The organism is Erwinia sp. STN24, assembly GCF_041320675.1.
GTDB lineage: Bacteria > Pseudomonadota > Gammaproteobacteria > Enterobacterales > Enterobacteriaceae > Erwinia > Erwinia aeris.
The window spans coordinates 1,276,721-1,300,756 of sequence record NZ_JBGGPM010000001.1; the positions used below are offsets into that span (position 1 = coordinate 1,276,721).

The window sequence follows — 24,036 nt, forward strand, 5'->3', positions numbered from 1 at the left end:
GCGCGGCGTCCGAAAAGTGATCGTCTGCTACCATACAGGATTATGAGCGGGTGCGTCCATGCGCCAAAGATATTTTTGAAACTGCGGTTCAATTTTTTACAGGCCGACGCCAGGCGTAAAAAAACCCGCCGAAGCGGGTTAGTCGAGCGTTTTATTCGAACTCGTTCCAGGAACGGCCGTCGCGGGTAATCATCGCGACTGAGGCAACCGGCCCCCAGGTCCCGGCCTGATACGGTTTAGGCGCTTCGTTATCGGCCGCCCAGGCTTCCATGATGGAATCGACCCACTTCCAGGCCTCTTCCACCTCGTCGCGACGTACAAACAGCGCCTGGATGCCGCGCATCGTCTCCAGCAGCAGACGCTCGTAGGCGTCGGCCAGGTGCGACTGGTTAAAGGTTTCCGAGAAGCTTAGATCCAGTTTGGTGGTTTGCAGATTGTGCTTGTGATCCAGCCCCGGTACTTTATTCAGGATCTGGATATCCACCCCTTCATCCGGCTGCAGACGAATGGTCAGCTTGTTCTGCGGCAGTTCCTGCCAGGAATCTTTAAACAGATTCAGCGCCGGGTTTTTAAAATAAACCACGACTTCCGAACACTTGGTCGGCAGACGCTTGCCGGTACGCAGGTAGAACGGCACGCCAGCCCAGCGCCAGTCGTCGATATCGACACGAATAGAGACGAAGGTTTCGGTATTGCTGGATTTGTTGGCGTCTTCTTCCTCAAGATAGCCAGGGACTTTTTTGCCCTGCACAAAGCCGGAGGTGTACTGTCCGCGCACGGTTTTATCGCGCACGTTAGTGTGGTCGATACGGCGCAGCGAGCGCAGCACTTTGACTTTTTCATCGCGGATACGGTCAGCGGTCAGATCGGCCGGCGGCGACATCGCAATCATGGTCAGAACCTGTAACAGGTGGTTCTGGATCATATCGCGCATCTGGCCCGCTTTATCGAAGTAACCCCAGCGTCCTTCGATACCCACCTCTTCCGCCACGGTAATCTGCACGTGATCGATGGTGCGGTTATCCCAGTTAGAGGCAAACAGCGAGTTGGCGAAGCGCAGCGCCAGCAGGTTCAGTACCGTCTCTTTTCCCAAATAATGGTCGATACGGAAAACCTGGTTCTCTTCGAAGTATTCGCCCACCTGATCGTTGATCTCGCGCGAGGTTTCCAGCGAGGTGCCCAGCGGCTTCTCCATCACGACGCGTGCAGGCTGCGCGTTCAGTTTAGCGGTGCCCAGACCTTTACAGATAGCGCCGAACGTTCCCGGCGGCATAGCAAAGTAGTTGATGGTGACGCGCTTTTTCTGGTCAAGCATTTTGCCCAGTTTGGTAAAGTGGGCCGCGTCATTAACGTCCAGATTACAGAAGTCGAGTCGGCTGCTCAGCTTATCCCAAAGCGCCTCGTCGATGGTTTCCTTCATAAAGGTTTCCAGCGCTTCACGAACGACTTTGGTATAAGCCGCTTTATCCCATTCCGCGCGGCCCACGCCAATAATACGTGACTCTTCATGGATTTGTCCGGCTTTTTCCAGCTGGTACAGGGAAGGCAACAGTTTCCGGCGTGCAAGGTCGCCTTTGGCACCAAAAATCACCAGATCGCATGCCTGGGCTGTTTGTGTAACCGCCATTCTATTCTCCTCGTTGCAGGATAAACCCGACCGGCGGATCCCAGCGCGGTCAGGCTTTTAATTTTCTTTCAATACAATGTACTGCTTTTGCCGGGTCGGCGTAAACCTGGCGACGCCCCGCCAGCACAGAGTAGCCAGTCTCAAAGCTTTTTGCCGCCCAATACACAGGCAGTTTGTGCTTAAAATTTCCGCTCGCTTACTAAGCGTTCCGACCAGAAGCACACGGAATATAACGAGGATAATGCGTTAAAATCAGCGAAAAGCAGCTCAACGACAGTTAACTAACGCTTTTTACCGCAGCAAAAAATCATCGATTTCGCCTTTAAAAGAAATCGACGAAACAGATAGTAAAAAAGCACTGTCACTGTTTAAAGTTACAACAGAAGTTGCGCCAGTCTTTTCATAATCCGCCATGCAGCAGTATCCAGAATGTCGCGAAGAGAGCTAAACCTTCCCCCTTGCAGAACGCGAGCATCAGCGATGGCAAAATATCAGCTCGCCTCTTTTGGCACCTGAGGGAAATATTTTTTATAGCCAAACTTTAGTCGACCAACAAAAAGCAGGACTATGGTCAGTACAAACGAGAGCGCAAAGGCCAGTAGAATGATGTTCTGCAGCGTGGTCTTTTCAGAGAGCAGGCTTACGGCGAGGCCGCCTACTGGAATAGAAAGCAAATTCAACATGCCGACCACGCCGATTACCCTGGACAAAATTGCAGCAGGAATAATCGTGCTACGCATAATTCTGATATAAACGCTGAAGCCTCCGTCAAAGGCGCTCAGAAGCGCATAAAGCGCCACGTAAGCATAATAATTACCTGCCAGTCCAAGAAACAGGCCGCTCGCTAATATGATTAACAGTGAAAGTTGCCCAATCAGCGTCACGCTGAAGCGAAGCGTCAACCGAGGAATAAGGTAAAAAAGCAGCACTGACGCTAAAGCCGCAACGCTTTGCATCAGGCCTAACGCTCCCGACTCCAGCTTAAAATGCTTAAGGATAACGGCCGGAGAGATAGCTAAAACCACGCCATAAATGATATTGACAATCCATGTCATAGTGCACAGATAAATAATTTTCTTGTCTTCGAAAAGATAAACAAAGGCTTCGCGATTAGAGCGCAGGATATCTTTGACCTTAGTCACTCCTGCGGATTCAGGCGAGGCAATAGATAATGTTAAAAGGTTCGCGGCCGACAGCAAAAACAGCGCGGCCGAGATCAAAAGAATGCCATTTACGTGTGCGTGGCTATAAATAACAATGGCGATGGCTGGCCCAAGGATCTGTGAAAATTGCTCTACCGTCTGTATCCTGGAATGCACTCTGGCATACTCTTCACGTGGAACATTGGCCGGTATAATGGACTCGATCGAGACAAAATTCAGGACGTAACACAGAGACATGATGGCCATCAGCGTGGTCAGCGTGGCAAATATGCCGGTGATGTTAACCAGTAAAAAAGCAGCCGCCAGGGCTGCGCATCTGAAGACATCTAACGACAAAAATATTTTTTTGAAGTTTTTCCCCTGCAGTAAACTTCCGGCAATCGGAAAAAACAGCACTCGGGGTATCCACTCGATAACAAATGATAAAGCAGACAGGCTGGTCGAACCGGTTGATTTAAGGATAGCCAAAGGAACGGCGAACATCAGAAACTGATCGCAAAGGGCGCCCAGTCCTCTGCTAATGATGAATTTATGAAAATTAAAAGCGCCCAAAACGACTCCTTTACTCTGTTACACAGATTCCGTTATAAAAGTTTGCGCTGAAAGCGTTTTTGCCATTTCAAGATGTTGGGTAAACAGCGTTTCACTTTGCGTTTCGCCCGGCCAGAAAAATTCGATAATACCTTCCCGGTTACGCCACGAGTCCAGCGGAAAAATCTGTTGGCCCTGTACGGCCATGACATTGAGATGCAGGATTTCTTCAGGCAACGAGGCAGGCACGTTTATCTGCGTAAGCCTCCCCGTTTCCGCTTTCATAAAAGCAATAGCGGCAATGCCTTTGGCGGAGTCGAGGCGGGAAGCGAAAACCATTTCAGGATTAATATAGGATGAGACATGCAGCTGATAAGGGTTATAGCCATAAACCTTTTCAACCAGACTCATGATGCTATCACCGCCCGTCCTGGCGGCTACTTCAATAATTTTAATCTCGCCCTTAGCGCTGACTTTGGCTTCGAAATGAGCAATACCGTATTTAATCCCTAACGTACGACAGGTTCTTTCAGCAAGTTCAATAAGATCGCGATGGGAGGTAAATCGGGAAGGTACTACATGCCCCAGTTCAACGAAATGCGGCGGCGCGCCAAGGTATTTATCCGTCACGCCAATAACACGGCTAAAATCAGGGGTATTCAAGACTTCCACACTGACTTCAAACTCATATGCGATAAATTCTTCGACAATAAATAAACTTTCGTCGGCATTGGCTTCGCCATTGATGCTTTTGACATCGGCAATGCTTTTTTCGAAAGCGCGCACCAGCTCTTCTTCCGAAGAAACTTTTATTACGCCCAGGCTGCCCGCCATCAGGCGTGGTTTAATAATGGCCGGATAACCTGTCTGCGCAACGGCGCTACGTAGCTCGTCAAGTTTGGCAACCTGATAATATTTTGGCACCGGCAGGCCCGCATTTTGCAAACATTCCCGCATGATAAATTTATCTCTGCATCTTTCGACAACGGAGAGATCGTTGTGGGGTAATCCGTAATGTTTAGCAACGAAGGCAGCAGTAACTACGGTAAAATCATTGGTAGGAATAACCGCCCTCGGCGTTCTTCCGGTTAATTCCTCGTACCGTATAACTTCCTGTAGAACTTTCTCATGATCCGAGATGGGTGCACAAATATAGCCATCAAAATATTTAAGCGTATGAGAAAAAATAGTATTACTGACGGTAAAAACATCCATTCCTTCAGAAGCGCGTAAAGCGCCGGCAAAGGCACGTTCGCGGAAAGGGACTTCTGCCCCTACCAGAAGGATATAATCGCCATGCTTATTCATAAACTTCCCTCTAAATAATCTTATGTTTTACTGTCTGCCGCTGCATTTTTTACATACGTAACCTGCCCCGTTCATTAACAGCAGGCACGATTAAGGGCGGCAAAAGCCGCGCTGCGATCGAGAACCATTAGCCGTAAAGCTAACGATCCTTATTGGACTATTTTATTTTTTTCAGCGCCCTGGAAATTCGTATCACTGCTTCCCGCGCCGTTTCTGCGGTAAGCATGGAATAAGAGAGCCGCAGTGAATTTTTTTGCGGATCCCGCGCAAAAAACACTTCTCCGGGTACGAACACGACATTTTCTTTAATACATTCCTGCAAAAGCTGCGAGGCGTCGATACCCTCCGCGAGGTGACACCACAGGAACATTCCCCCATCAGGCGTATTCCACGTGATATCGCCGCCTGAATATTCATGTAAGGATCCAATCAGGTAATCGCGTCGGTCTTTGTAGGTGGCCTTTAATATCTCCACTCTTTCATTGATTCTACCGGACTCAATATAATGTGCGGCTATGCTTTGATTTAAAGTAGAAGTATGCAAATCTAATGCCTGCTTGGCGACAACCGTTGCCATGTGGAAATGTTCGGGCACGGCCAGCCAGCCCAATCGTAATCCTGGTGAGAAGATTTTTGAGAAGCTGGACATATAGCAGACGTTATGATTTTTACCGAACAGACTTTGCGCGACAGAAAATATTGAGGGAACGGGGTCACCGCTGAAGCGCAGATGCCCATAAGGATCGTCTTCAATAATAACCACCTGGTATTGTTGCGACAGCTTAGCAATTTTCACGCGCTGTTCATAACTGATGGTATTACCGGTAGGGTTGGCGAAGTTTGGCGTAAGGTAAACCATTTTCACCCCGCCTGCCGCCATCTCTTTTTCCAGCAGGTTCAGTTCAATACCTTCAGAATCATATTCCAGCTCAACGACCGTGGCGTCGGTATAGCCAAAAATTTGCAGCGCCGCCAGATAAGTTGGCCGTTCAACAAATACTTTGTCACCCTTTTCAAGGAAAACGCGACTTAAAAGATCGATAGCCTGTTGCGACCCGTTAGTAATAATAATGCTTTCCGCATCCACATTCAGATTATGCCCGCTGTTCCAGCGAGAAAGCTGCTCACGCAGGTGTTCCTCGCCTTCGGTAACGCTATACTGGAATAAACCTCTGTGCTCACGAGATAAAATATCTTTGAGAACGGTATCGATACCTTCAACATCGATAAGATCGGTGGCAGGAATTCCTCCTGCAAGCGATATAACACCGGGAATTTTGCTGAATTTCAGCAATTCTCTGACAGCAGAGGATTTGATACCAGCGGACTTTTTAGAAAGCATTGCTCACTCCCAATGAAAATTATTTTTTTAATCGCCGTTTTATCTTACTGTTAAAATTCTGTAACTACAATAATGTGAGGAGCCTAATTGCGCGGTAATCATTACTTTTTCCATGTAAAAAAGCCGCCCGCAGCAAAGCCAGGCAGCGTTTGTTAGCTTCTATTTTTTTGCAACATAAACCGGGGAAATGGCTACCTGAATCAGACCTTATTTATAAATACAAGGTTTTTTGAGGTTAAAAATTGCGTATAGATTTTTAACTTCTCTTGATCGAGGGCGGTATAGTTGAAAATTTTAGTTTCTTCCGAAATTCTGGTAAGAATCCCTGCTAATCCCAGTAATATGTTGTCCCACTTATCTTCCTCGAGTGAAATAACAATATTTTCACTGTCGGCTACAGCTTCATGTAGACTGGAGCCGATGGCAACAAAGGGAGAAGTATCCGCTTCTTCCGGATAGTAACCTTTCACTACGCAAGCGTTATCGGTCAGCGCCGCATCGATTTTACTCAGGTTGACGACTGAATCACTGATGATAAGATTTTTCATAATATTAATAAGTTAACCCAAGGTATCTTTTTGATTCATCTGCCGCGTGATGGCGGGCCATGTTTGCACTACCGTACAGGCGCACCATCCAGCGATCCAGCCCGTTATATCGGGCTACAAACTTCTGTCGGGAATGCAGGGTACGCTGATTTTTAAACAGCAACATATCGCCTGGTGGAAGCTGAAGGCGGTGATAATGCTTAACCTTCTTGGTGGCTTCCATAAAAATGTTTAAGCTGACCAGCGCAGGATAGTCAACAGGAATAACCGTATCCATATCTGTCCTGTTGTAGTACATCCCGTCTTTGATGCCAAGGATAGCTAGCGGCCCTTTCAACTCATCGCCATTAAATGACGATGGCATCCGAAAGTAGTATTTTTTCTCACATAGCTCGTCAATAACGCGTTGTTCAAGCTGTTGCAACACCTCATCCAGCTCCACGACTTCTGTGAAGACGTCCGGATCCGGGCGTATACCATAGAAAGATAAAATTTCCGGCGAACCTGATACATTATTGGTTTCCTCCGGGATTATCGGCAGGATCGGATTTGAAACATGCATATCCAACGTTAATGCGCTGCCGTGAGAGCTGACTCTTTTTGCCCTTTTTCGCGTCGGCACCACGTGACGGAACAGGAGCCCTTTGTTCTCACGCAGATAAGATATCGGGAAAATACCGCAGGCTGCGAAAACAGCAAACTGCATGACGCTGGCTATCGGCAGATCGGCGTTATCAACATAGCCGGTATAAGGTGTCTCTTTAACGTTATAGTCAAAAGGCAGACCGTTGACGCGCAGAATATTTCCTTCACCAGGCATAAAACCAATTAGAGCGGCGAACGTCTCCGGGCTAAGGATATTTTTAACTTGTTCTTTCAGACTTGAGAGCGAGGAAAAAAGCATCTCATCATCAAACTCTTTAAAACTTTCAGCCAGTCTTTTCAGGCCCTGCTGTTCTTCCCATGAAATCCATACGGTTTCGATCACTGATATTCTCCAGTAATTATTTAACGCAGCTGTTAACAGACCGCTATTACAAATCTTTGCCGCAGGTCCATCCGCCATCAATAACAAAATTCGCGCCGTTGATAAATTGCGAATTTCTGTCGGAGAGCAGATTAACCACGGCGGCAATATCCTGGGGTTCGCCTGTTCGGGTTGAATACATTCCACTGTATATTTTTTTCATGGTGGCTTCTTCATGAAAATAGTGTTCAGTCATTCCCGTACGGGTAATAGCCGGTGATACTGAGTTACACCTTATTCCTTGACGACCAAACTCCAGAGCGAACTGTTTTGTCAGGCCAATTAAAGCATGTTTCGACGAGACATAGGCGGTTCTGTCAGGTTCAGCCAGAATCCCGCTTACAGAAGCAATGTTAACAATACTTCCCTCTTTGTTTTGTGCGACCAGCTTTCTGCAAAAGTTTCTCGAAATTAGAAAAGGCGCGGTGGTATTGATTGCATATACAGCCGACCAGTTTTCAAGACTCAGGTCCAGCAAGGGTACGATCTCCCTGATACCGGCAGCGTTGATCAGAAGGTTGTATTCGCCGAACGGTAAGTCATTGAATGAATTTTCATTCAGAGCATTCAGGTCCATCAAATCCGTTCTGATAAATTTAAAGCCATCACGAACTATATCGTTTTCAAGATCCAGTCCGAATACCTGATAGTTCCTCTCGAGCAGGGAGTAAACGATTTCTTTGCCAATACCGCCATTACTTCCGGTAACAATTGCTATATTTTCATTCAATACCTTCACCCGTTTCCCTTTTTTGGAAAGTTACCAGGATGATATCCCTGTGCAAAAATGCATTATCGTCATATTCCTCTGGCACACTCATTGGCGTGACCGCATGAAAACAGCGATGATTAACCACTAACGTATCAAAGGTTTTTTTCATCCTTAATACACGGTCAATCCTCTTAGGATGCTTAGCTATTATGCTTTCTCCGCCGACAAGATCTTCCGAAACATCCACCAGATGCATAAAAACGACGTCCTCATCATCTTTGTGTAGCCATGCAGGAGAACTGTACGCCGGTTCTTTTCCCGCGTTATAGCGAAACAGATGTACACCAATCATTAACTCTTCAACGGGCGGCATGTCTTCGATATTTTTTACAATGTCGATATCTGTTTTCACTATCTTATTGAACAGCGCTGTTTTGAGGATTTCCGCACCGATATTTTGATAGTCTCTGACCACGCCACCTGTTACGGGATTATATCTTTTAGTTTGCTGATAAGGTTCAAACTTTCCATAAGTTACCTCGTTGTTCTGCCAGGCAACCTGAATATAATTTCTTAATCGATTTCCTTCAGAATAGGTATCCAAAGGCATATCGGCAAAATTAGCCTTTAAAATTTTAAGCTCATCTTCAGCAATGGTGAAATCTGTGAAGTTCTTAAGATTAAACTTAGCGTAACCCTGCCCTTGTAAATCCTGAACAATATTATCTATTTCCATTTTTCTACGTCCACCAGACCACTTTATTATCGATATAACCGATAAAGCGACCGGAGCTGATCCTCTCGTTCTCTACCGAACTGGTCACGCCATGGAGATAGGAAGCATTGAGAAAATAAAGATCGCCAGGTTTTAAACGCACTGTGAAACTTTCAAAGCTATCAGCGAACGCCAATGGATAAGGATAACCTGTGTCCAGAACATCAAATTCTTTACGGATATTGTCATCCGGCCTACAGTTCCACACCTTCAGTTCCCCGCCGTTAGCAGCATCGCAAACGCACAGATTGGAAGAAATAACGTTTTTAGCCGCTGCAATTTCATAACCGTCTTGCTCAGCAAATTTTAACTGGGCGCTGTCATCATGTGGCCATAACGACATATTACCGTTGTCCAGCCATCGTCTGGTGGTGGCAAAATTGGCATTATGGCTTTTAAACGCCGACGGTCGATAAGAAATTTTTTCCTGAGAAAAGAAATTTTCCAGCTGTTTATCCATATAAAGCGTTCTCACTACATCATCAGACATACCCTGATATAAATTCAGAACGTCCGCATCCGACTCCAGGGTGGCATTGATGTATTCCATTCCGGTTTTATGGAATTGTGAAGAACCTATCTGTTCTGTTTTCACAAAGCCGTCATCCGGGCGGTGATTGCCTTTTATCCGCATAATTTCATAAAAATTACTTTTTATTTTTTCACAGACCGCCGGGTCTACCGCATTACGAATGATATAAAGCACTCTGCCATCAGCATTTCCTTCCAGGATGATTTTTGATATTTTATATAAGTCCAGGTCTTCGATAACGTCTTCATAGTATTGGAACGGCATACACCCTCACAAAAGTTATTATTGTTATTCCCCTGATACAAAATAATAAATCAATTGTTATAATATGGTTATGTTTTAACACCTGGTTTTTTTAACGTCAACATTATTACTCATTGGGCATTGTCATCGGCGACCAAATTCCACTTTTGTTTTAAGCGTGAAAGTCCTCTCTGTGGATAATAAACTTAAGTGATAATTATTTCGCGAGCGTTGTGAATGATTACTGTTGATAAATTAGTCGCTACTATCCGTTGGTTTGCGGCTTCGCTCTGGCATTAAATGCTGCGCCCGTGAGAATAGCGGCGTACAGAGTGGCTACAGTCTGTCGGAAAACACGGCTAATTTAAGGCATTTTCTCGGCGGTTTTTTTCTTCAGAATCGGAATAATCGCTTAAGCTTTTTGCTCCCTTTTTGCTACCGGATCGTCTGGTGAGATTACGCCGCCTGTTAAAATTGCGGCGGCGGACGGAGACAAGGTGGTGACTTCAGCCACGCGTCCCAGTATTGTATCCATTGAGGGCTTTGCCGCCCGTCTGCAGAACCAATACTAAAAGAAACAGAACGGTTCCCGCTTTGTTTCATCAGTATAGATGTGCACAGATGCACCGCGGGTGACGGCCTGACCTTTCATCCGTGGTTTTTAAACACAAGGAACTCCCCATGACTCGACGTTTAAGAAGAACCAAGATCGTTACCACCCTGGGTCCGGCTACCGATCGCGACAATAATCTCGAAAAAATTATCGCTGCCGGGGCCAACGTGGTTCGACTTAACTTCTCACACGGGACGCCAGAAGATCATATGCAGCGCGCCAGCAACGTGCGCGCAATTGCGGCAAAGCTGGGCCGTCATGTGGCCATTCTGGGCGATCTTCAGGGCCCTAAAATTCGCGTATCCACCTTTAAAGAAGGCAAAGTCTTCCTTAACCAGGGCGACCGCTTTTTGCTGGATGCCAGCCTGAGTAAAGGCGAAGGCGATAAAGAAAAGGTAGGTATCGACTATAAAGGCCTGCCGGCCGACGTTGTGCCGGGCGATATCCTGCTGCTGGACGACGGCCGCGTACAGTTGAAAGTACTGGAAGTCCAGGGCATGAAAGTCTTTACCGAAGTCACCGTCGGCGGCCCGCTTTCCAATAATAAAGGCATCAATAAGCTGGGCGGCGGGCTGTCTGCCGACGCGCTGACGGAAAAAGATAAAGCGGACATTATCACCGCCGCTAAAATCGACGTGGATTATCTGGCCGTCTCCTTCCCACGCTGCGGCGAAGATCTGAATTACGCTCGCCGTCTGGCTCGCGAAGCAGGCTGCGAGGCGAAAATCGTTTCTAAAGTTGAACGTGCGGAAGCCGTAGCGTCGCAGGAAGCCATGGATGACATTATCCTGGCGTCGGACGTGGTGATGGTCGCCAGGGGCGATTTGGGCGTTGAAATTGGCGATCCGGAACTGGTCGGCATCCAGAAAGCGCTGATCCGCCGCGCTCGCCAGCTGAACCGTTCGGTTATCACCGCAACCCAAATGATGGAGTCGATGATCACCAATCCTATGCCGACGCGCGCAGAAGTTATGGACGTGGCGAATGCCGTGCTGGACGGAACCGATGCCGTTATGCTGTCGGCGGAAACCGCAGCGGGCCAGTATCCGGCGGAAACCGTCACAGCCATGGCTAAGGTCTGCCTTGGCGCGGAGAAAATCCCGAGTATCAACGTCTCCAAGCACCGTCTGGACGTGCAGTTCGACAATATCGAAGAGGCCATCGCCATGTCCGCGATGTACGCCGCCAACCATCTTCAGGGCGTTACCGCGATTATCACCATGACGGAGTCCGGCCGCACCGCGCTGATGACCTCACGCATCACTTCCGGCCTGCCGATTTTTGCGATGTCGCGCCATGAGCACACGTTAAACCTCACCGCGCTGTATCGCGGCGTGACGCCGGTCTATTTCGACAGCAACAATGACGGCGTGGTTGCGGCGCATGATGCGATTAATCTGCTGCGTGATAAAGGCTTCCTGATGTCTGGCGATCTGGTCATCGTCACCCAGGGCGACGTTATGAGCACCACCGGCACCACCAATACCAGCCGCGTGCTGCGGGTAGAATAACGCTTACGGTTATCGGGCCTTCGCGCCCGATAACTTTTTCCACCCTGCTGTTCCCTTTTCCGCTATTTTTTCAGCAACTTTTTATCCGCCCGTCATACAACTCCCGTATGCTGTCGCGATTTAGATCCTGTTTACTCTGGAAGGAGCCTTAATGCCCGCTTTTGTTCCGGTGACGGCCATCACTCGTCGCCATTTGATTTTTCCCCTTTCGCTGGTGCTGTTTGAGTTCGCCAGCTATATCGCCCATGACATGATCCAGCCCGGAATGCTGCTGGTGACCAACGAGTTCGGCGTCGGCCCGGAATGGGTTTCCGCCTCGCTAACCGCCTATCTGGCCGGCGGCATCGTGCTGCAATGGCTGCTGGGGCCGCTTTCCGACAAGCTTGGCCGCAGGCCGGTGATGCTCGCAGGCGTGGCCTTTTTTACCCTGGCCTGCGTTGGGACACATTGGGTCGGCTCCGTCGGGCAGTTTATCCTGATGCGCTTCCTGCAGGGCACCAGCCTCTGTTTTATTGGCGCGGTCGGCTATGCCGCCATCCAGGAAGCCTTTAACGAAGCCCTGAGCGTGAAAATGATGGCGCTGATGGCTAACGTAGCGCTACTGGCACCGTTGGCAGGCCCGCTGGCCGGTGCCGCCTTTCTCTCGGTGGGCGACTGGCGCACGATGTTCTGGCTGTTCGGCGCCGTCAGCGCGGTAGCGCTGGTCGGCCTGTGGCGAACGATGCCGGAAACCGCGGGCGACCGCAGCACCTCCGTTTCAGTTAAGTCGCTGGGCAAAGGCTATCTTAGCCTGGTGCGGGATCGCCAGGTGATGAGCGGTTCGCTGGCTATCGGCCTGGTCAGTATCCCCTGCCTGGGCTGGGTAGCGCTGTCGCCGGTGATCCTGATCCATGACGAGCATCTTTCCCGTATGACCTACGCGCTGCTCCAGCTGCCGGTGTTTGTGGCGATGATTATCGGCAATCTGACCCTGGGCCGTCTGTCCGGCCGCGTACCGATTGAGCAGCCGCTGAAGCTGGCCACGTGGCCGATCCTGATTGGCCTGGCGGTAGCAACGCTTGCCAGCGCGCTGAACGCCCACAGCTACCTCTGGCTTACCGCAGGCCTGAGCCTGTACGGTTTTGGCACGGGGCTGGTTAACGCCGGCCTTTACCGCCTGACGCTGTTTTCCAGCTCGTCGGGCAAAGGCAGCGTCGCCGCGATGCTGGGCATGGTAAGTATTCTGGTCTTTACGTTAGGGATCGAAGCGGTGAAAAGCGCCTATTTCAGCGGCGGCAGCTTCTGGTTCAGCCTGGTCAATCTGGCCTGCGGACTGCTCTGGTTCTGGCTGGTGAAAGCCTTTCTGCGCGAGCGTAACCGACGGATAGCGCTGGCACAGTAAAAAAGCCCCGCCAGACGGCGGGGCTTTTTTTATTTTTTAGGGAAAAGATCTTTGCGGCGGTAAGGCTCAGTCTCACCCTCTTTGCGGGTCTTCAGCAGCTTCAAAATCCAGGCGTACTGCTCAGGATTAGGCCGCACCAGAAGCTCCACTTCCTCATTCATTCTGCGCGCCAGCGTTTTATCATCCGCTGCCAGCAGATCGTCCATTGGCGAGCGCAAATAGATATCCAGCCGATGCGTTTTGCTGTTGTAAACCGGGAACAGCGGCACCACGCGGGCACGGCAGACCTTCATCAGCCTGCCTAACGCAGGCAGCGTGGCCTTGTAGGTGGTGAAGAAATCCACGAATTCGCTGTGCTCTGCGCCATGATCCTCATCCGGTAAGTAATAGCCACAGTATCCCTGGCGCACCGAGCTGATAAACGGCTTGATGCCGTTATCCCGGGAGTGCATACGGCCGCCAAAACGGCGGCGCACCGCGTTCCAGATATAGTCCATTACCGGGTTCCGCTGGTGATGGAACATGGCCGCCATTTTATGCCCTTCCGAAGCCAGCGCCATTGCCGGGATATCCACCGCCCAGCCGTGCGGTACCAGAAAGATGATGTTCTGATTTTGCGCGCCGATCTGCTCAATAATTTCTTTATTATGCCAGGTGATACGCTGCACTGCATGGGCCGGACGCAGAGCCAGCTCGGCCATCATCACTATAGACTGCGGCGCCGTGGCGAACATTTCATCAATGATTTTTTCGCGATCGGCTTCTGCTACCTCAGGCATACAGTAAAACAAATTGATTTGCGCACGACGTCGCGCGCTCTTCGCGTATTTTCCGGCGAAGCGCCCCAGCGCGCCCAGTAACGGATCCCGCATTTTTGCCGGGAGCCAGGCCATTCCGGCGCAAAGCCCAATCGCCAGCCAGCTTCCCCAATAGCGCGGCAGCAGAAAGGATTTCCGAAAGGTGGGAATAAATTCATTATTGCTTTTCTTGTTTTCCATGCACTCGCCTCAAATTCTGAGCGGCTAATGATAGTGCCGACGCACAATTTTGCAATGCCCGCCTCATTTTACCCATAAAGAAAAGCCGACGGCTAAAGCGTCGGCTTTTTTGGCGGGAAAGTTAATGCTTACTTAAAGCGCAGCTGTGGCGTGACTTCGCGAACCTGCGCCAGATAATCGCTGCGGTCTTTACCGGTCAGCCCTTCCATACGCGGCAGCTTCGCCGTAAGCGGATTGACGGCCTGGTTGTTGATCCAGACTTCAAAGTGCAGATGCGGCCCCGTTGAGCGACCGGTATTGCCGCTCAAACCAACGCGCTCGCCGCGCTTCACTTTATCGCCTGGCTTCACCAGCAGCTTTTTCATATGCATATAGCGCGTCATATACTGACGGCCATGACGAATGGCAACATAGTTGCCCGCGCCGCCGCTGCGTTTCGCCACGATCACTTCACCGTCGCCTACCGCCAGCACCGGCGTGCCCAGCGGGATAGCGAAGTCCACGCCCTTATGCGGCGCGACACGACCGGTCACCGGATTCAGGCGATGCGGGTTGAAGTTGGACGACACGCGATACTGTCTGGCCGTCGGGAAGCGCATAAAGCCGTGCGCCAGTCCGGCGCCGCTGCGATCGTAGAATTTGCCGTCGGCAGCGCGAATCGCATAGTAGTCTTTGCCGCCGGTTTGCAGACGAACGCCGGCAAGGCGGCTCTGCTGGCTCTTGCCATCCATCATCTCGCGCGACATCAGCACGGAGAAACGGTCGCCGTTACGCAACTTACGGAAGTCCATCTGCCACTGCAACGCTTTGATCACGGCGCTGATTTCGCCGCTGCTCAGCCCGGCGTTTCGCGCGCTGGTCACGAAACTGCCCTCCACCGTGCCGGAGAGCACGTTGTTTTGCCACTCGCCCTGCTGAACCGCAGCGGAGGATTTAAAGGTGTTGCCGGAACGATCGTAGGTGCGGGTTTCGCGGCGCGACGCTTCCCATGTCAGCCGCTGCAGCTGGCCGTCGTCGGTTAACGTCCAGGAGAGCTGCTGACCAATTTGCAGGTTACGCAGATCCTTATCCACCTTGACCAGCTGGTTGATATCTCCCATATCGATGCCATACTGATTAAGAACGCTGCTTAACGTATCTCCCGATGACACCACGTAATCATGCGTGCCGGTTTCGCTGGGCACATCCTGGTCTATCTCATCTTTCGGCACGTCGTCATCAGGCGAAGGCATATCCTGATCGATTGGCTCGCTGGCTTCCGGCAACAGCGTACGCAGCTGCTCTTTATCCAGCTCTATGCTTTTGACGATCGGATTTTCACCGCTGACGGTGGGATGGTAAACGAAAGGCCGCCATACGGAGACGGCCAGCGTAACAACGGTGAGCGAACCCAGCATAACGCGGTGGGTTCGCGGCAATGTATTAAACGCCATAGCGACAGCGCGGGCAATTTGCTGCACGTATTAGTTCCTCTAAGCTCCTTTCAGGCAGCTCGCGTACTGGCTGGACAGCTGTGAGAGGAATTTCACATAGCTGTCTCTTCCCGGAGTGATGTCCGTTCCCAGCGGATCCAGCGTTCCTGTACGCACTTTGGTTCCTCTGGCAACAGCATCGATCACGGCCGGCCTGAATTGTGGCTCAGCAAAGACGCAGACGGCCTTTTGCTCAACCAACTCTGTTCGAATTTGATGTAAACGCTGAGCGCCGGGCTGGATTTCAGGGTTGACGGTAAAATGACCCGCAGGAGTCAGACCGAAATGTTTTTCAAAGTAGGTGTAAGCATCGTGAAAAACGAAATAACCCTTCCCTTTTACCGGCTCAAGCTGAGCGGCTATTTGCGTATCAGCCGTGGCCAATTCTGCCTCAAAATGCTGCAGGTTCGCGTCTAGTTTGTCTCTGCTCTGCGGCATAAGTTCCAATAATTTTGCATGGATTGCAACCGCAGATTGCCTTGCGATTTCCGGGGACATCCACAAGTGCATATTATATTCGCCGTGGTGGTGCGCATGGGCATGTTCATCCGCTGCTTCAGCGCCCTCCTCATGCTCGTGCGCATCGTCATCCGCCCCACGAACCAGCAGGGGTTTAACCGCCGTTAACTCAGCCAGTTCGAGGTTTTTTTGCGCGGGCAGCGCGGCGACCGCCTTCGGCAAGAAAGCCTCCATTTCCGGCCCGATCCAGACCACAAGATCCGCGCTCTGCAGGCGTTTAATGTCCGAAGGACGCAGCGCGTAATCATGCTCTGAAGCCCCATCCGGCAGTAAAATTTCCACCGGCGTAACGCCATCGGCAATAGCGGCAGCGATAAAGCCCAACGGTTTAACAGAGGCCACTACCGCAGCCTGGGCGGTAGAGGTCAGCGAAGCGGCAAATCCCAGGGCAGAAAGCAGCGTTAACAAGGGCTTGGTTTTATGTAACATAATGATTCAGTCCATCGTGACAGGTCGAAGAATTGTGATATTATAACATTCGATAACTTCTGCAACCCGTAATCACTATGACCTCACTGATTAGCCTTGAAAAAATTTCCGTCAGCTTTGGTCAGCGCGCCGTGCTTTCTAACGTTTCGCTGACGCTGGAGCCGGGCAAAATATTAACGCTGCTCGGGCCTAACGGTGCCGGTAAGTCTACGCTGGTGCGCGTGGTACTGGGACTGATTTCGCCAACGCGAGGCAGCGTGGTGCGCCACGAACAGCTGCGTATTGGCTACGTGCCGCAAAAAATTCATCTGGACGCTACGCTGCCGCTGACCGTCGAGCGCTTTATGCTGCTGCGCGGCGGCGTCAAGCGCGGCGATATCCTGCCCGCGCTGAAAAGGGTGCAGGCCGCACAGCTGGTGGACGCGCCGCTGCAAAAGCTCTCCGGCGGGGAAATGCAGCGCGTGCTGCTGGCCCGCGCCCTGCTCAACCAGCCGCAGCTGCTGGTGCTGGACGAGCCGACGCAGGGCGTTGACGTGAACGGCCAGGTGGCGCTTTACGATCTGATCGATCAGCTACGGCGCGAGCTGAACTGTGGCGTGCTGATGGTTTCCCATGATTTGCATCTGGTAATGGCAAAGACCGACGAGGTGCTGTGCCTGAATCAGCATATCTGCTGTTCCGGTACGCCGGAGGCGGTCTCTCAGCATCCGGAATTTATCTCTATGTTTGGCCCGCGCGGCGCCGAGCAGCTGGCTATCTATCGCCATCAGCATAACCATCGTCACGACCTTCAGGGACGTATCGTTTTACGCAGAGGACAAACCAAGTGATTGAACTGTTGCTGCCCGGCTGGCTGGCGGGTTTCTTTCTGGCGCTGGCGGCTGGCCCGCTCGGCTCGTTTGTGGTCTGGCGCCGCATGTCCTATTTTGGCGATACGCTGGCGCACGCTTCACTGCTTGGCGTGGCTTTTGGACTGTTGCTGAACGTCAGCCCGTTTTATGCGGTGATCGCCGTTACGCTGCTGCTGGCGCTGCTGCTGGTCTGGCTGGAGCGTCGGCCGCATCTGGCTATCGATACGCTGCTGGGCATTATGGCGCACAGCGCGCTGTCGCTGGGCCTGGTGGTGGTCAGCCTGATGTCCGGCGTGCGTGTGGATCTGATGGCCTATCTGTTCGGCGATCTGCTGGCCGTAACGCCGACCGATCTTTATACCATCGCCGCTGGCGTGGTCGTGGTGCTGGCGGTGCTGGCGGCTAACTGGCGCTCGCTGCTTTCCATGACCATCAGCCCGGAGCTGGCGCAGGTAGACGGCGTCAATATTCAGCGGACTAAGATGGTGTTGATGCTGGTAACGGCGCTAACCATCGGCGTGGCGATGAAGTTCGTTGGGGCACTGATTATCACCTCGCTGCTGATCATTCCTGCCGCAACGGCACGACGGTTTGCGCGCTCGCCAGAGCAGATGGCTGGGGTCGCGGTGCTGGTGGGGATTCTGGCGGTGACTGCCGGCCTGACCTTCTCCGCCTTTTACGATACGCCGGCCGGGCCGTCGGTGGTGCTGGGCGCGTCGCTGATGTTTATGCTCAGCATGGTAAAAAAACCGGCGGTCTGAAACGTCCGTCAGGGAAAGAAAAAACCGGTCGTCGCTGACCGGTTTTTTTATGGCTTACTCTTCCCGCGTGATGCCGAAGTGCTTATAGGCATGCTGCGTCGCCATCCGGCCGCGCGGCGTGCGCTGAATAAAGCCCTGCTGGATCAGATAAGGCTCCAGCACGTCCTCAATGGTTTCGCGCTCTTCGCCGATCGCCGCCGCCAGGTTGTCCAGCCCGACCGGGCCGCCGGTAAACTTATCGATGATCGCCAGCAGCAGCTTGCGGTCCATGTAATCAAAGCCTTCCGTGTCCACGTTCAGCATATCCAGCGCTCTGGCGGCCACATCGCCGCTCAGGCTGCCCTGCGCTTTGACCTCGGAGAAATCCCTGACGCGGCGCAGCAGCCGGTTGGCGATACGCGGCGTGCCGCGCGAGCGGCGGGCGATTTCCAGCGCGCCCTCTTCGCTCAGCGGCAGGCCCAGACAGCTGGCGCTGCGGCCGACGATATGCTGAAGGTCTTTCACCTGATAAAACTCCAGACGCTGCACGATACCGAAACGGTCACGCAGCGGCGACGTTAGCGAGCCGGCCCGCGTCGTCGCGCCAATCAGGGTAAACGGCGGCAGATCCAGTTTGATGGAGCGCGCGGCCGGACCTTCACCGATCATAATATCCAGCTGATAGTCTTCCATCGCCGGATAAAGCACCTCTTCCACCACCGGCGAAAGACGATGGATCTCATCGATAAAGAGCACGTCGTGCGGTTCAAGGTTGGTCAGCATGGCGGCCAGGTCGCCCGCTTTCTCCAGCACCGGCCCGGAGGTGGTGCGCAGGTTGACGCCCAGCTCGTTGGCGACGATCCCGGCCAGCGTGGTTTTCCCCAGCCCCGGCGGGCCGAAGACCAGCAGATGATCCAGCGCGTCGCCGCGCATTTTGGCGGCCTGGATAAAGATCTCCATCTGCTCGCGCACTACCGGCTGGCCGACATACTCTTCCAGCAGCTTCGGCCGGATGGCGCGATCAATGACTTCTTCTTCGCTGAAGGTTCCCGGCGATACCAGGCGATCGGCTTCAATCATGCTTTACCTCAAATAGCTGCGCGCAGGGCTTCACGGATCAGCGTTTCACAATCTGCATCCGGGCGGCCGACTTTGCCGATCATCCGGCTGGCTTCCTGAGGTTTATACCCCAGCGACACCAGTGCGGCAACGGCTTCCTCTTCCGCGCTGTTGCCTGCGGCAGGCGCCTGCACTTCGCTGGTCAGCGCGAAAGGCGCATCGGCGGCAAACAGGTCGCCATGCATCCCTTTAAAGCGGTCTTTCATTTCGACCACCAGACGCTCGGCGGTCTTTTTGCCCACGCCCGGCAGCTTCACCAGCGAGGCGATCTCTTCGCGCTCTACGGCCGTAACAAACTGCTGCGCCGACATGCCGGACAGGATCGCCAGCGCCAGCTTTGGCCCAACGCCGTTAACCTTGATCAGCTCGCGAAACAGCGCTCTCTCCTGACGGCTGTTGAAACCGAACAGCAGCTGCGCGTCCTCGCGCACCACAAAGTGGGTGAACAGCGTTGCTTCGTGATCCAGCTCGGGAAGCTCATAAAAACAGGTCATCGGCATATGCACTTCATAACCCACGCCGCCGACTTCCAACAGCACCAGCGGCGGCTGTTTTTCCAGAATCTTGCCTCTCAGACGACCTATCACCGTAAGCTTCCTTCAGAAATGTGTTAATGCGGGGATTTATATCATAAAAAAAGCTGGATAGATATCCAGCTTATCAGGAACGCAGGCGACCGCGCGCCAGGTTGAGTTTGCCTTCGCCCAGCCGGTTAATATTCTGGCTGAGATGGCAGTGGGTGATGGCGATAGCCAGCGCATCTGCCGCATCCGCCTGCGGGCTGGCGGAGAGCTTCAGCAGCGTTTTCACCATATGCTGCACCTGGCTTTTCTCTGCGCTGCCGATGCCGACCACGGTTTGCTTGACCTGACGCGCCGCGTATTCGAACACCGGCAGATCGTGATTGACCGCCGCCACGATGGCCGCGCCGCGAGCCTGGCCCAGCTTCAGCGCCGAATCGGCGTTTTTCGCCATAAAGACCTGCTCAATGGCGAAGTATTCCGGCTGAAACTGGGTAATGATCTCGCTGACGCCCGCATAAATCAGCTTCAGGCGGGACGGCAGATCGGTCGAATTGGTGCGGATGCAGCCGCTGCCCAGGTAGGTCAACTGGCGACCTACCTGACGGATAATACCGTAGCCGGTTATCCGCGAGCCGGGATCGATACCTAAAATGATCGCCATTACGCCTCTCCCGGCCGTTGCGTGAAGTGCGCCATTACAGCGTTGCCGCGACCTCGTCGGAGATCTCGCCGTTATGGTAAACTTCCTGCACGTCGTCGCAATCTTCCAGCATATCGATCAGGCGCAGCAGCTTCGGCGCCGTTTCCGCATCCATATCCGCTTTGGTGGAAGGGATCATGGTGACTTCGGCGCTGTCGGCAGTCAGGCCCGCTGCGGCCAGCGCGTCTTTCACTTCGCCCAGCGATTCCCACGCGGTAAAGACATCCATCGCGCCGTCGTCATAGGTCACCACGTCGTCCGCACCCGCTTCCAGCGCGGCATCCATCAGGGCGTCTTCTTCCAGACCCGGAGCGAAAGAGATCACGCCTTTGCGGGTAAACAGATAGGCCACGGAGCCGTCGGTGCCCAGGTTGCCGCCGGTTTTGGTGAAGGCGTGACGCACTTCGGAAACGGTACGGTTGCGGTTGTCGCTCAGGCATTCCACCATCACCGCCGTGCCGCCAGGACCATAGCCTTCATAGATGATGGTTTCCATGTTGCTGTCGTCTTCGCCGCCCACGCCGCGCGCGATAGCACGGTTCATGGTATCGCGCGTCATGTTGTTGGACAGCGCCTTATCCATTGCCGCGCGCAGGCGCGGGTTAGAACCCGGATCGCCGCCGCCCAGCTTAGCTGCCGTAACCAGCTCGCGGATAATTTTGGTGAAAATTTTACCGCGTTTGGCATCCTGAGCCGCTTTACGGTGCTTGGTGTTAGCCCATTTACTGTGACCAGCCATTAACTCTTTCTCCAGATATAGATCGGACAGGCTATCCTGCGCGTGATGTTGTCCGCTGGCAGTGTCCGCAGTCCTCACGGACGCATGCCGGCAGCGAACAAACTCACCGCGCCGATAAAAGCCTGAACATTTAACTAATTCCATCCCTTTACCCGGCCATTAGCCAGAAGCCAGGGAGCTAAACTACAAATTCTTCAATGGCCTGGCGGTTGCTCCAGGACTTGCACAGCGCCGCACCTTCTGCGGCCGCCATCCAGCGCCAGGCCAGATGCTCGCTTAGCGTGACCGGCTGTTCGGCAGGCAGCGCCAGATAAAACCAGTGTTCGCTGTTATGCGTGACCTCCGGCGCGTAGCGGTGGCGAAAATGCGCAAAGATTTCGAATTCTATCCGACGCCGGCAGTCCACTAATGTGAGCTGCCCGGCGTTGATATCAATCCCTGTTTCTTCCAGCACTTCCCGCCGCGCGGTTTCCGCCAGGCTTTCGCCCTCTTCCTGACTGCCGGTAACGGATTGCCAGAAATCCGGATCGTCGCGCCGTTGCAGCATCAGCACCCGCCCGGTATCGCGGGCGAAGATCACCACCAGAACCGATACGGGCCGCTTGAAAGCCATCTTAGTTGCTCTCAGGCTTATCCTTTTTTATCACCTGGATCCCCAGCTCCGTCAGCGAAGCCGGATTGGCGAAGCTTGGCGCTTCGGTCATCAGGCAGGCCGCCGCCGTGGTTTTCGGGAAGGCGATAACGTCGCGGATGTTGTCGGTGCCGGTTAACAGCATAACCAGGCGATCCAGACCAAAGGCTAAACCAGCGTGCGGCGGCGTACCGAACTTCAGCGCATCCAGCAGGAAGCCGAACTTCTCACGCTGCTCCTGCTCGGTGATGCCCAGAATGCCGAATACCGTCTGCTGCATGTCGCCACGGTGAATACGCACCGAGCCGCCGCCCACTTCGTAGCCGTTGATCACCATGTCATAGGCGTTGGCGATCGCCGTTTCCGGCGCGTTTTTCAGATCGATTGGTGTCATGTCGCGCGGCGCGGTGAACGGATGGTGCATCGCAGTCAGCCCGCCTTCGCCGTCGTCTTCAAACATTGGGAAGTCAACGACCCACAGCGGCGCCCAGGCGTTGCCGTTGGTAATATCCAGGTCGCGACCCAGCTTCAGGCGCAGCGCGCCCAGCGCGTCGGCCACGATTTTCTCGCTGTCCGCGCCAAAGAAGATCGCGTCGCCGTCAGCGGCCTCGGTACGGCTCAGGATCGCTTCCACGATGTCCGCGTTCAGGAACTTGGCGACCGGGCTGCTGACGCCTTCCAGACCTTTGGCGCGTTCGTTGACTTTCATCCACGCCAGGCCTTTCGCGCCGTAGATTTCGACAAACTTGCCGTATTCATCAATCTGCTTGCGGCTGAGCTGAGCACCGCCCGGCACGCGCAGCGCGGCGACGCGGCCTTTGGCATTGTTGGCCGGGCCGGAGAAGACCTTGAACTCTACATCTTTCAGCAGATCGGCCACGTCCACCAGCTCCATCGGGTTACGCAGATCCGGCTTGTCGGAACCGTAACGGCGCATTGCTTCGGCGAAGGTCATCATCGGGAAATCGCCCAGTTCGACGCCTTTCACGTCCTGCCACAGCTCGCGCACCATTTTCTCCATGATTTCCCGCACCTGTGGCGCGGTCATAAAGGAGGTTTCGACGTCGATCTGGGTAAATTCAGGCTGGCGGTCGGCGCGCAGATCTTCATCGCGGAAGCATTTGACGATCTGATAGTAGCGGTCGAAGCCGGACATCATCAGCAGCTGCTTGAACAGCTGAGGCGACTGCGGCAGCGCATAGAATTTGCCTTTGTGCACGCGGCTCGGCACCAGATAGTCGCGCGCGCCTTCCGGCGTGGCTTTGGTCAGCATCGGCGTTTCGATATCCAGAAAGCCGTTGTCGTCCATAAAGCGGCGCACGAAGCTGGTGATTTTCGCGCGGGCCTTCAGGCGCTGCGCCATATCCGGACGACGCAGATCCAGATAGCGATATTTCAGGCGCGCTTCTTCGCTGTTGGTCTGATTGGGATCCAGCGGCAGCGGCTCGGCGCGGTTGATAATGGTCAGATCGGTGGCGAACACTTCTACTTCGCCCGTCGCCATCTCGCTGTTTTTGTTTTTTTCGTCACGCGCACGCACGGTGCCGGTCAGCTGGATACAGAACTCGTTACGCAGTTCAGAGGCCAGCTGAAAGGCTTCCTGGCGATCGGGATCGAAAAAGACCTGCACGATGCCTTCACGGTCGCGCATATCGATGAAGATCAGGCTGCCCAGATCGCGGCGGCGGTTAACCCATCCGCAAAGTGTCACCTGTTGGCCTACGTGAGACAGGTTGATCTGTCCGCAATACTCGGTACGCATAACGCTATCCTTTTAACTTCGCCGCTCGCGGGCAGCATCTTTAGTTATCTGTTCGGGGCGATGCCGCCGCGAAAAAGGCGGCTATTATAATGGAAAAAGCCCGGCGCGATAAGAGTCGCTTCCTGCAAGCTATGCCGAAAGTCGCTACAATTAGCCTGCGCCTCACAAAAGCTAACAAATTTCCCGCGTCTCTGACATTGTTGTTATCGCGCATTAAGGCTGACTGCCTGTATTCTCAA

At 53.0% G+C, this 24,036-nt stretch carries 22 protein-coding genes; 4 read left to right on the forward strand and 18 right to left on the reverse strand.

Going from position 1 to position 24,036, the window contains the following annotated elements:
- Positions 1-151: 151 nt before the first annotated feature.
- The 9 genes from zwf to ACA373_RS06240 form a co-directional block, all read right to left on the reverse strand.
- Positions 152-1,627, reverse strand: coding sequence for a glucose-6-phosphate dehydrogenase (gene zwf / locus ACA373_RS06200; RefSeq protein ID WP_301252187.1), 1,476 nt, complete (start codon positions 1,625-1,627; stop codon positions 152-154).
- A gap of 491 nt (positions 1,628-2,118) precedes the next feature.
- Positions 2,119-3,342 (reverse strand): MFS transporter, encoded by a 1,224-nt coding sequence (locus tag ACA373_RS06205; RefSeq protein WP_253460762.1) that lies wholly within the window; start codon positions 3,340-3,342, stop codon positions 2,119-2,121.
- A gap of 18 nt (positions 3,343-3,360) precedes the next feature.
- The gene (locus ACA373_RS06210; protein ID WP_370734225.1) at positions 3,361-4,629 is read right to left on the reverse strand and encodes an acetyl-CoA carboxylase biotin carboxylase subunit family protein; all 1,269 of its coding nucleotides are present in this window, start codon (positions 4,627-4,629) and stop codon (positions 3,361-3,363) included.
- A gap of 157 nt (positions 4,630-4,786) precedes the next feature.
- Entirely contained in the window at positions 4,787-5,971 is a 1,185-nt protein-coding gene (locus ACA373_RS06215; protein ID WP_253460755.1) for a PLP-dependent aminotransferase family protein, read from the reverse strand.
- Between the two features lie 200 nt (positions 5,972-6,171).
- Positions 6,172-6,519, reverse strand: a complete 348-nt coding sequence (locus tag ACA373_RS06220) for a hypothetical protein (protein ID WP_253460752.1) — start codon at positions 6,517-6,519, stop codon at positions 6,172-6,174.
- 4 nt (positions 6,520-6,523) lie between these two features.
- A complete protein-coding gene (locus ACA373_RS06225) occupies positions 6,524-7,507 on the reverse strand; it encodes a TauD/TfdA family dioxygenase (protein WP_253460749.1) in 984 nt (327 codons plus the stop codon).
- Positions 7,508-7,553: 46 nt separating this feature from the next.
- The gene (locus tag ACA373_RS06230) at positions 7,554-8,285 is read right to left on the reverse strand and encodes an SDR family NAD(P)-dependent oxidoreductase (protein WP_253460746.1); all 732 of its coding nucleotides are present in this window, start codon (positions 8,283-8,285) and stop codon (positions 7,554-7,556) included.
- On the reverse strand, positions 8,269-8,994 hold the full coding sequence (locus tag ACA373_RS06235; protein WP_301252192.1) for a 2OG-Fe dioxygenase family protein: 726 nt from the start codon (positions 8,992-8,994) through the stop codon (positions 8,269-8,271). Before ACA373_RS06235 ends, ACA373_RS06230 begins: the two co-directional genes overlap by 17 nt.
- Positions 8,995-8,998: 4 nt before the next feature.
- Positions 8,999-9,829, reverse strand: a complete 831-nt coding sequence (locus ACA373_RS06240; protein ID WP_253460740.1) for a hypothetical protein — start codon at positions 9,827-9,829, stop codon at positions 8,999-9,001.
- A gap of 660 nt (positions 9,830-10,489) precedes the next feature.
- Here ACA373_RS06240 and pyk point away from each other — a divergent pair.
- On the forward strand, positions 10,490-11,932 hold the full coding sequence (gene pyk, locus ACA373_RS06245; protein WP_125287906.1) for a pyruvate kinase: 1,443 nt from the start codon (positions 10,490-10,492) through the stop codon (positions 11,930-11,932).
- A 151-nt stretch (positions 11,933-12,083) separates the two neighbouring features.
- Positions 12,084-13,313: an MFS transporter gene (locus ACA373_RS06250; RefSeq protein WP_301729444.1), complete on the forward strand. Its 1,230-nt coding sequence runs from the start codon at positions 12,084-12,086 to the stop codon at positions 13,311-13,313.
- A 29-nt stretch (positions 13,314-13,342) separates the two neighbouring features.
- Here the strand turns inward: ACA373_RS06250 and lpxM are convergent, their stop codons facing one another.
- From lpxM to znuA, 3 genes are all read right to left on the reverse strand, one after another.
- Entirely contained in the window at positions 13,343-14,311 is a 969-nt protein-coding gene (gene lpxM, locus ACA373_RS06255) for a lauroyl-Kdo(2)-lipid IV(A) myristoyltransferase (RefSeq protein WP_370734226.1), read from the reverse strand.
- Positions 14,312-14,439: 128 nt separating this feature from the next.
- Complete coding sequence (mepM, locus tag ACA373_RS06260) at positions 14,440-15,771, reverse strand: murein DD-endopeptidase MepM (RefSeq protein WP_253460731.1); 1,332 nt, start codon at positions 15,769-15,771, stop codon at positions 14,440-14,442.
- Positions 15,772-15,783: 12 nt separating this feature from the next.
- Positions 15,784-16,731, reverse strand: a complete 948-nt coding sequence (gene znuA / locus ACA373_RS06265) for a zinc ABC transporter substrate-binding protein ZnuA (protein WP_253460729.1) — start codon at positions 16,729-16,731, stop codon at positions 15,784-15,786.
- A 77-nt stretch (positions 16,732-16,808) separates the two neighbouring features.
- On the opposite strand from znuA, the gene znuC reads away from it, so the two are divergent.
- Together znuC and znuB are read left to right on the forward strand one after the other, a co-directional pair.
- Positions 16,809-17,561, forward strand: coding sequence for a zinc ABC transporter ATP-binding protein ZnuC (znuC, locus tag ACA373_RS06270; RefSeq protein WP_253460726.1), 753 nt, complete (start codon positions 16,809-16,811; stop codon positions 17,559-17,561).
- On the forward strand, positions 17,558-18,343 hold the full coding sequence (gene znuB, locus ACA373_RS06275) for a zinc ABC transporter permease subunit ZnuB (RefSeq protein WP_301729442.1): 786 nt from the start codon (positions 17,558-17,560) through the stop codon (positions 18,341-18,343). Before znuC ends, znuB begins: the two co-directional genes overlap by 4 nt.
- Positions 18,344-18,397: 54 nt before the next feature.
- On the opposite strand, the gene ruvB is transcribed toward znuB, so the two are convergent.
- The 6 genes from ruvB to aspS all read right to left on the reverse strand — a co-directional run bounded on the left by ruvB (position 18,398) and on the right by aspS (position 23,797).
- Positions 18,398-19,402: a Holliday junction branch migration DNA helicase RuvB gene (gene ruvB / locus ACA373_RS06280; RefSeq protein ID WP_125287913.1), complete on the reverse strand. Its 1,005-nt coding sequence runs from the start codon at positions 19,400-19,402 to the stop codon at positions 18,398-18,400.
- Between the two features lie 8 nt (positions 19,403-19,410).
- Positions 19,411-20,028, reverse strand: a complete 618-nt coding sequence (gene ruvA / locus ACA373_RS06285) for a Holliday junction branch migration protein RuvA (protein ID WP_125287914.1) — start codon at positions 20,026-20,028, stop codon at positions 19,411-19,413.
- 73 nt (positions 20,029-20,101) lie between these two features.
- Positions 20,102-20,626: a crossover junction endodeoxyribonuclease RuvC gene (gene ruvC / locus ACA373_RS06290; protein WP_253460721.1), complete on the reverse strand. Its 525-nt coding sequence runs from the start codon at positions 20,624-20,626 to the stop codon at positions 20,102-20,104.
- A 34-nt stretch (positions 20,627-20,660) separates the two neighbouring features.
- On the reverse strand, positions 20,661-21,404 hold the full coding sequence (locus ACA373_RS06295) for a YebC/PmpR family DNA-binding transcriptional regulator (RefSeq protein WP_125287916.1): 744 nt from the start codon (positions 21,402-21,404) through the stop codon (positions 20,661-20,663).
- 178 nt (positions 21,405-21,582) lie between these two features.
- Entirely contained in the window at positions 21,583-22,017 is a 435-nt protein-coding gene (gene nudB, locus ACA373_RS06300) for a dihydroneopterin triphosphate diphosphatase (protein ID WP_253460715.1), read from the reverse strand.
- A gap of 1 nt (position 22,018) precedes the next feature.
- Complete coding sequence (aspS, locus tag ACA373_RS06305) at positions 22,019-23,797, reverse strand: aspartate--tRNA ligase (RefSeq protein WP_370734227.1); 1,779 nt, start codon at positions 23,795-23,797, stop codon at positions 22,019-22,021.
- Positions 23,798-24,036 lie beyond the last annotated feature (239 nt).

Excerpts from the sequence above, each read along its gene's own strand:
- zwf (WP_301252187.1), bottom strand. The coding sequence starts at position 1,627 with ATGGCGGTTACACAAACAGCCCAGGCATGCGATCTGGTGATTTTTGGT.
- ACA373_RS06210 (WP_370734225.1), bottom strand. The coding sequence starts at position 4,629 with ATGAATAAGCATGGCGATTATATCCTTCTGGTAGGGGCAGAAGTCCCT.
- ACA373_RS06215 (WP_253460755.1), bottom strand. The coding sequence starts at position 5,971 with ATGCTTTCTAAAAAGTCCGCTGGTATCAAATCCTCTGCTGTCAGAGAA.
- ACA373_RS06220 (WP_253460752.1), bottom strand. The coding sequence starts at position 6,519 with ATGAAAAATCTTATCATCAGTGATTCAGTCGTCAACCTGAGTAAAATC.
- ACA373_RS06235 (WP_301252192.1), bottom strand. The coding sequence starts at position 8,994 with ATGGAAATAGATAATATTGTTCAGGATTTACAAGGGCAGGGTTACGCT.
- ACA373_RS06240 (WP_253460740.1), bottom strand. The coding sequence starts at position 9,829 with ATGCCGTTCCAATACTATGAAGACGTTATCGAAGACCTGGACTTATAT.
- pyk (WP_125287906.1), top strand. The coding sequence starts at position 10,490 with ATGACTCGACGTTTAAGAAGAACCAAGATCGTTACCACCCTGGGTCCG.
- ACA373_RS06250 (WP_301729444.1), top strand. The coding sequence starts at position 12,084 with ATGCCCGCTTTTGTTCCGGTGACGGCCATCACTCGTCGCCATTTGATT.
- lpxM (WP_370734226.1), bottom strand. The coding sequence starts at position 14,311 with ATGGAAAACAAGAAAAGCAATAATGAATTTATTCCCACCTTTCGGAAA.
- znuA (WP_253460729.1), bottom strand. The coding sequence starts at position 16,731 with ATGTTACATAAAACCAAGCCCTTGTTAACGCTGCTTTCTGCCCTGGGA.
- znuC (WP_253460726.1), top strand. The coding sequence starts at position 16,809 with ATGACCTCACTGATTAGCCTTGAAAAAATTTCCGTCAGCTTTGGTCAG.
- ruvB (WP_125287913.1), bottom strand. The coding sequence starts at position 19,402 with ATGATTGAAGCCGATCGCCTGGTATCGCCGGGAACCTTCAGCGAAGAA.
- ruvC (WP_253460721.1), bottom strand. The coding sequence starts at position 20,626 with ATGGCGATCATTTTAGGTATCGATCCCGGCTCGCGGATAACCGGCTAC.
- ACA373_RS06295 (WP_125287916.1), bottom strand. The coding sequence starts at position 21,404 with ATGGCTGGTCACAGTAAATGGGCTAACACCAAGCACCGTAAAGCGGCT.
- nudB (WP_253460715.1), bottom strand. The coding sequence starts at position 22,017 with ATGGCTTTCAAGCGGCCCGTATCGGTTCTGGTGGTGATCTTCGCCCGC.
- aspS (WP_370734227.1), bottom strand. The coding sequence starts at position 23,797 with ATGCGTACCGAGTATTGCGGACAGATCAACCTGTCTCACGTAGGCCAA.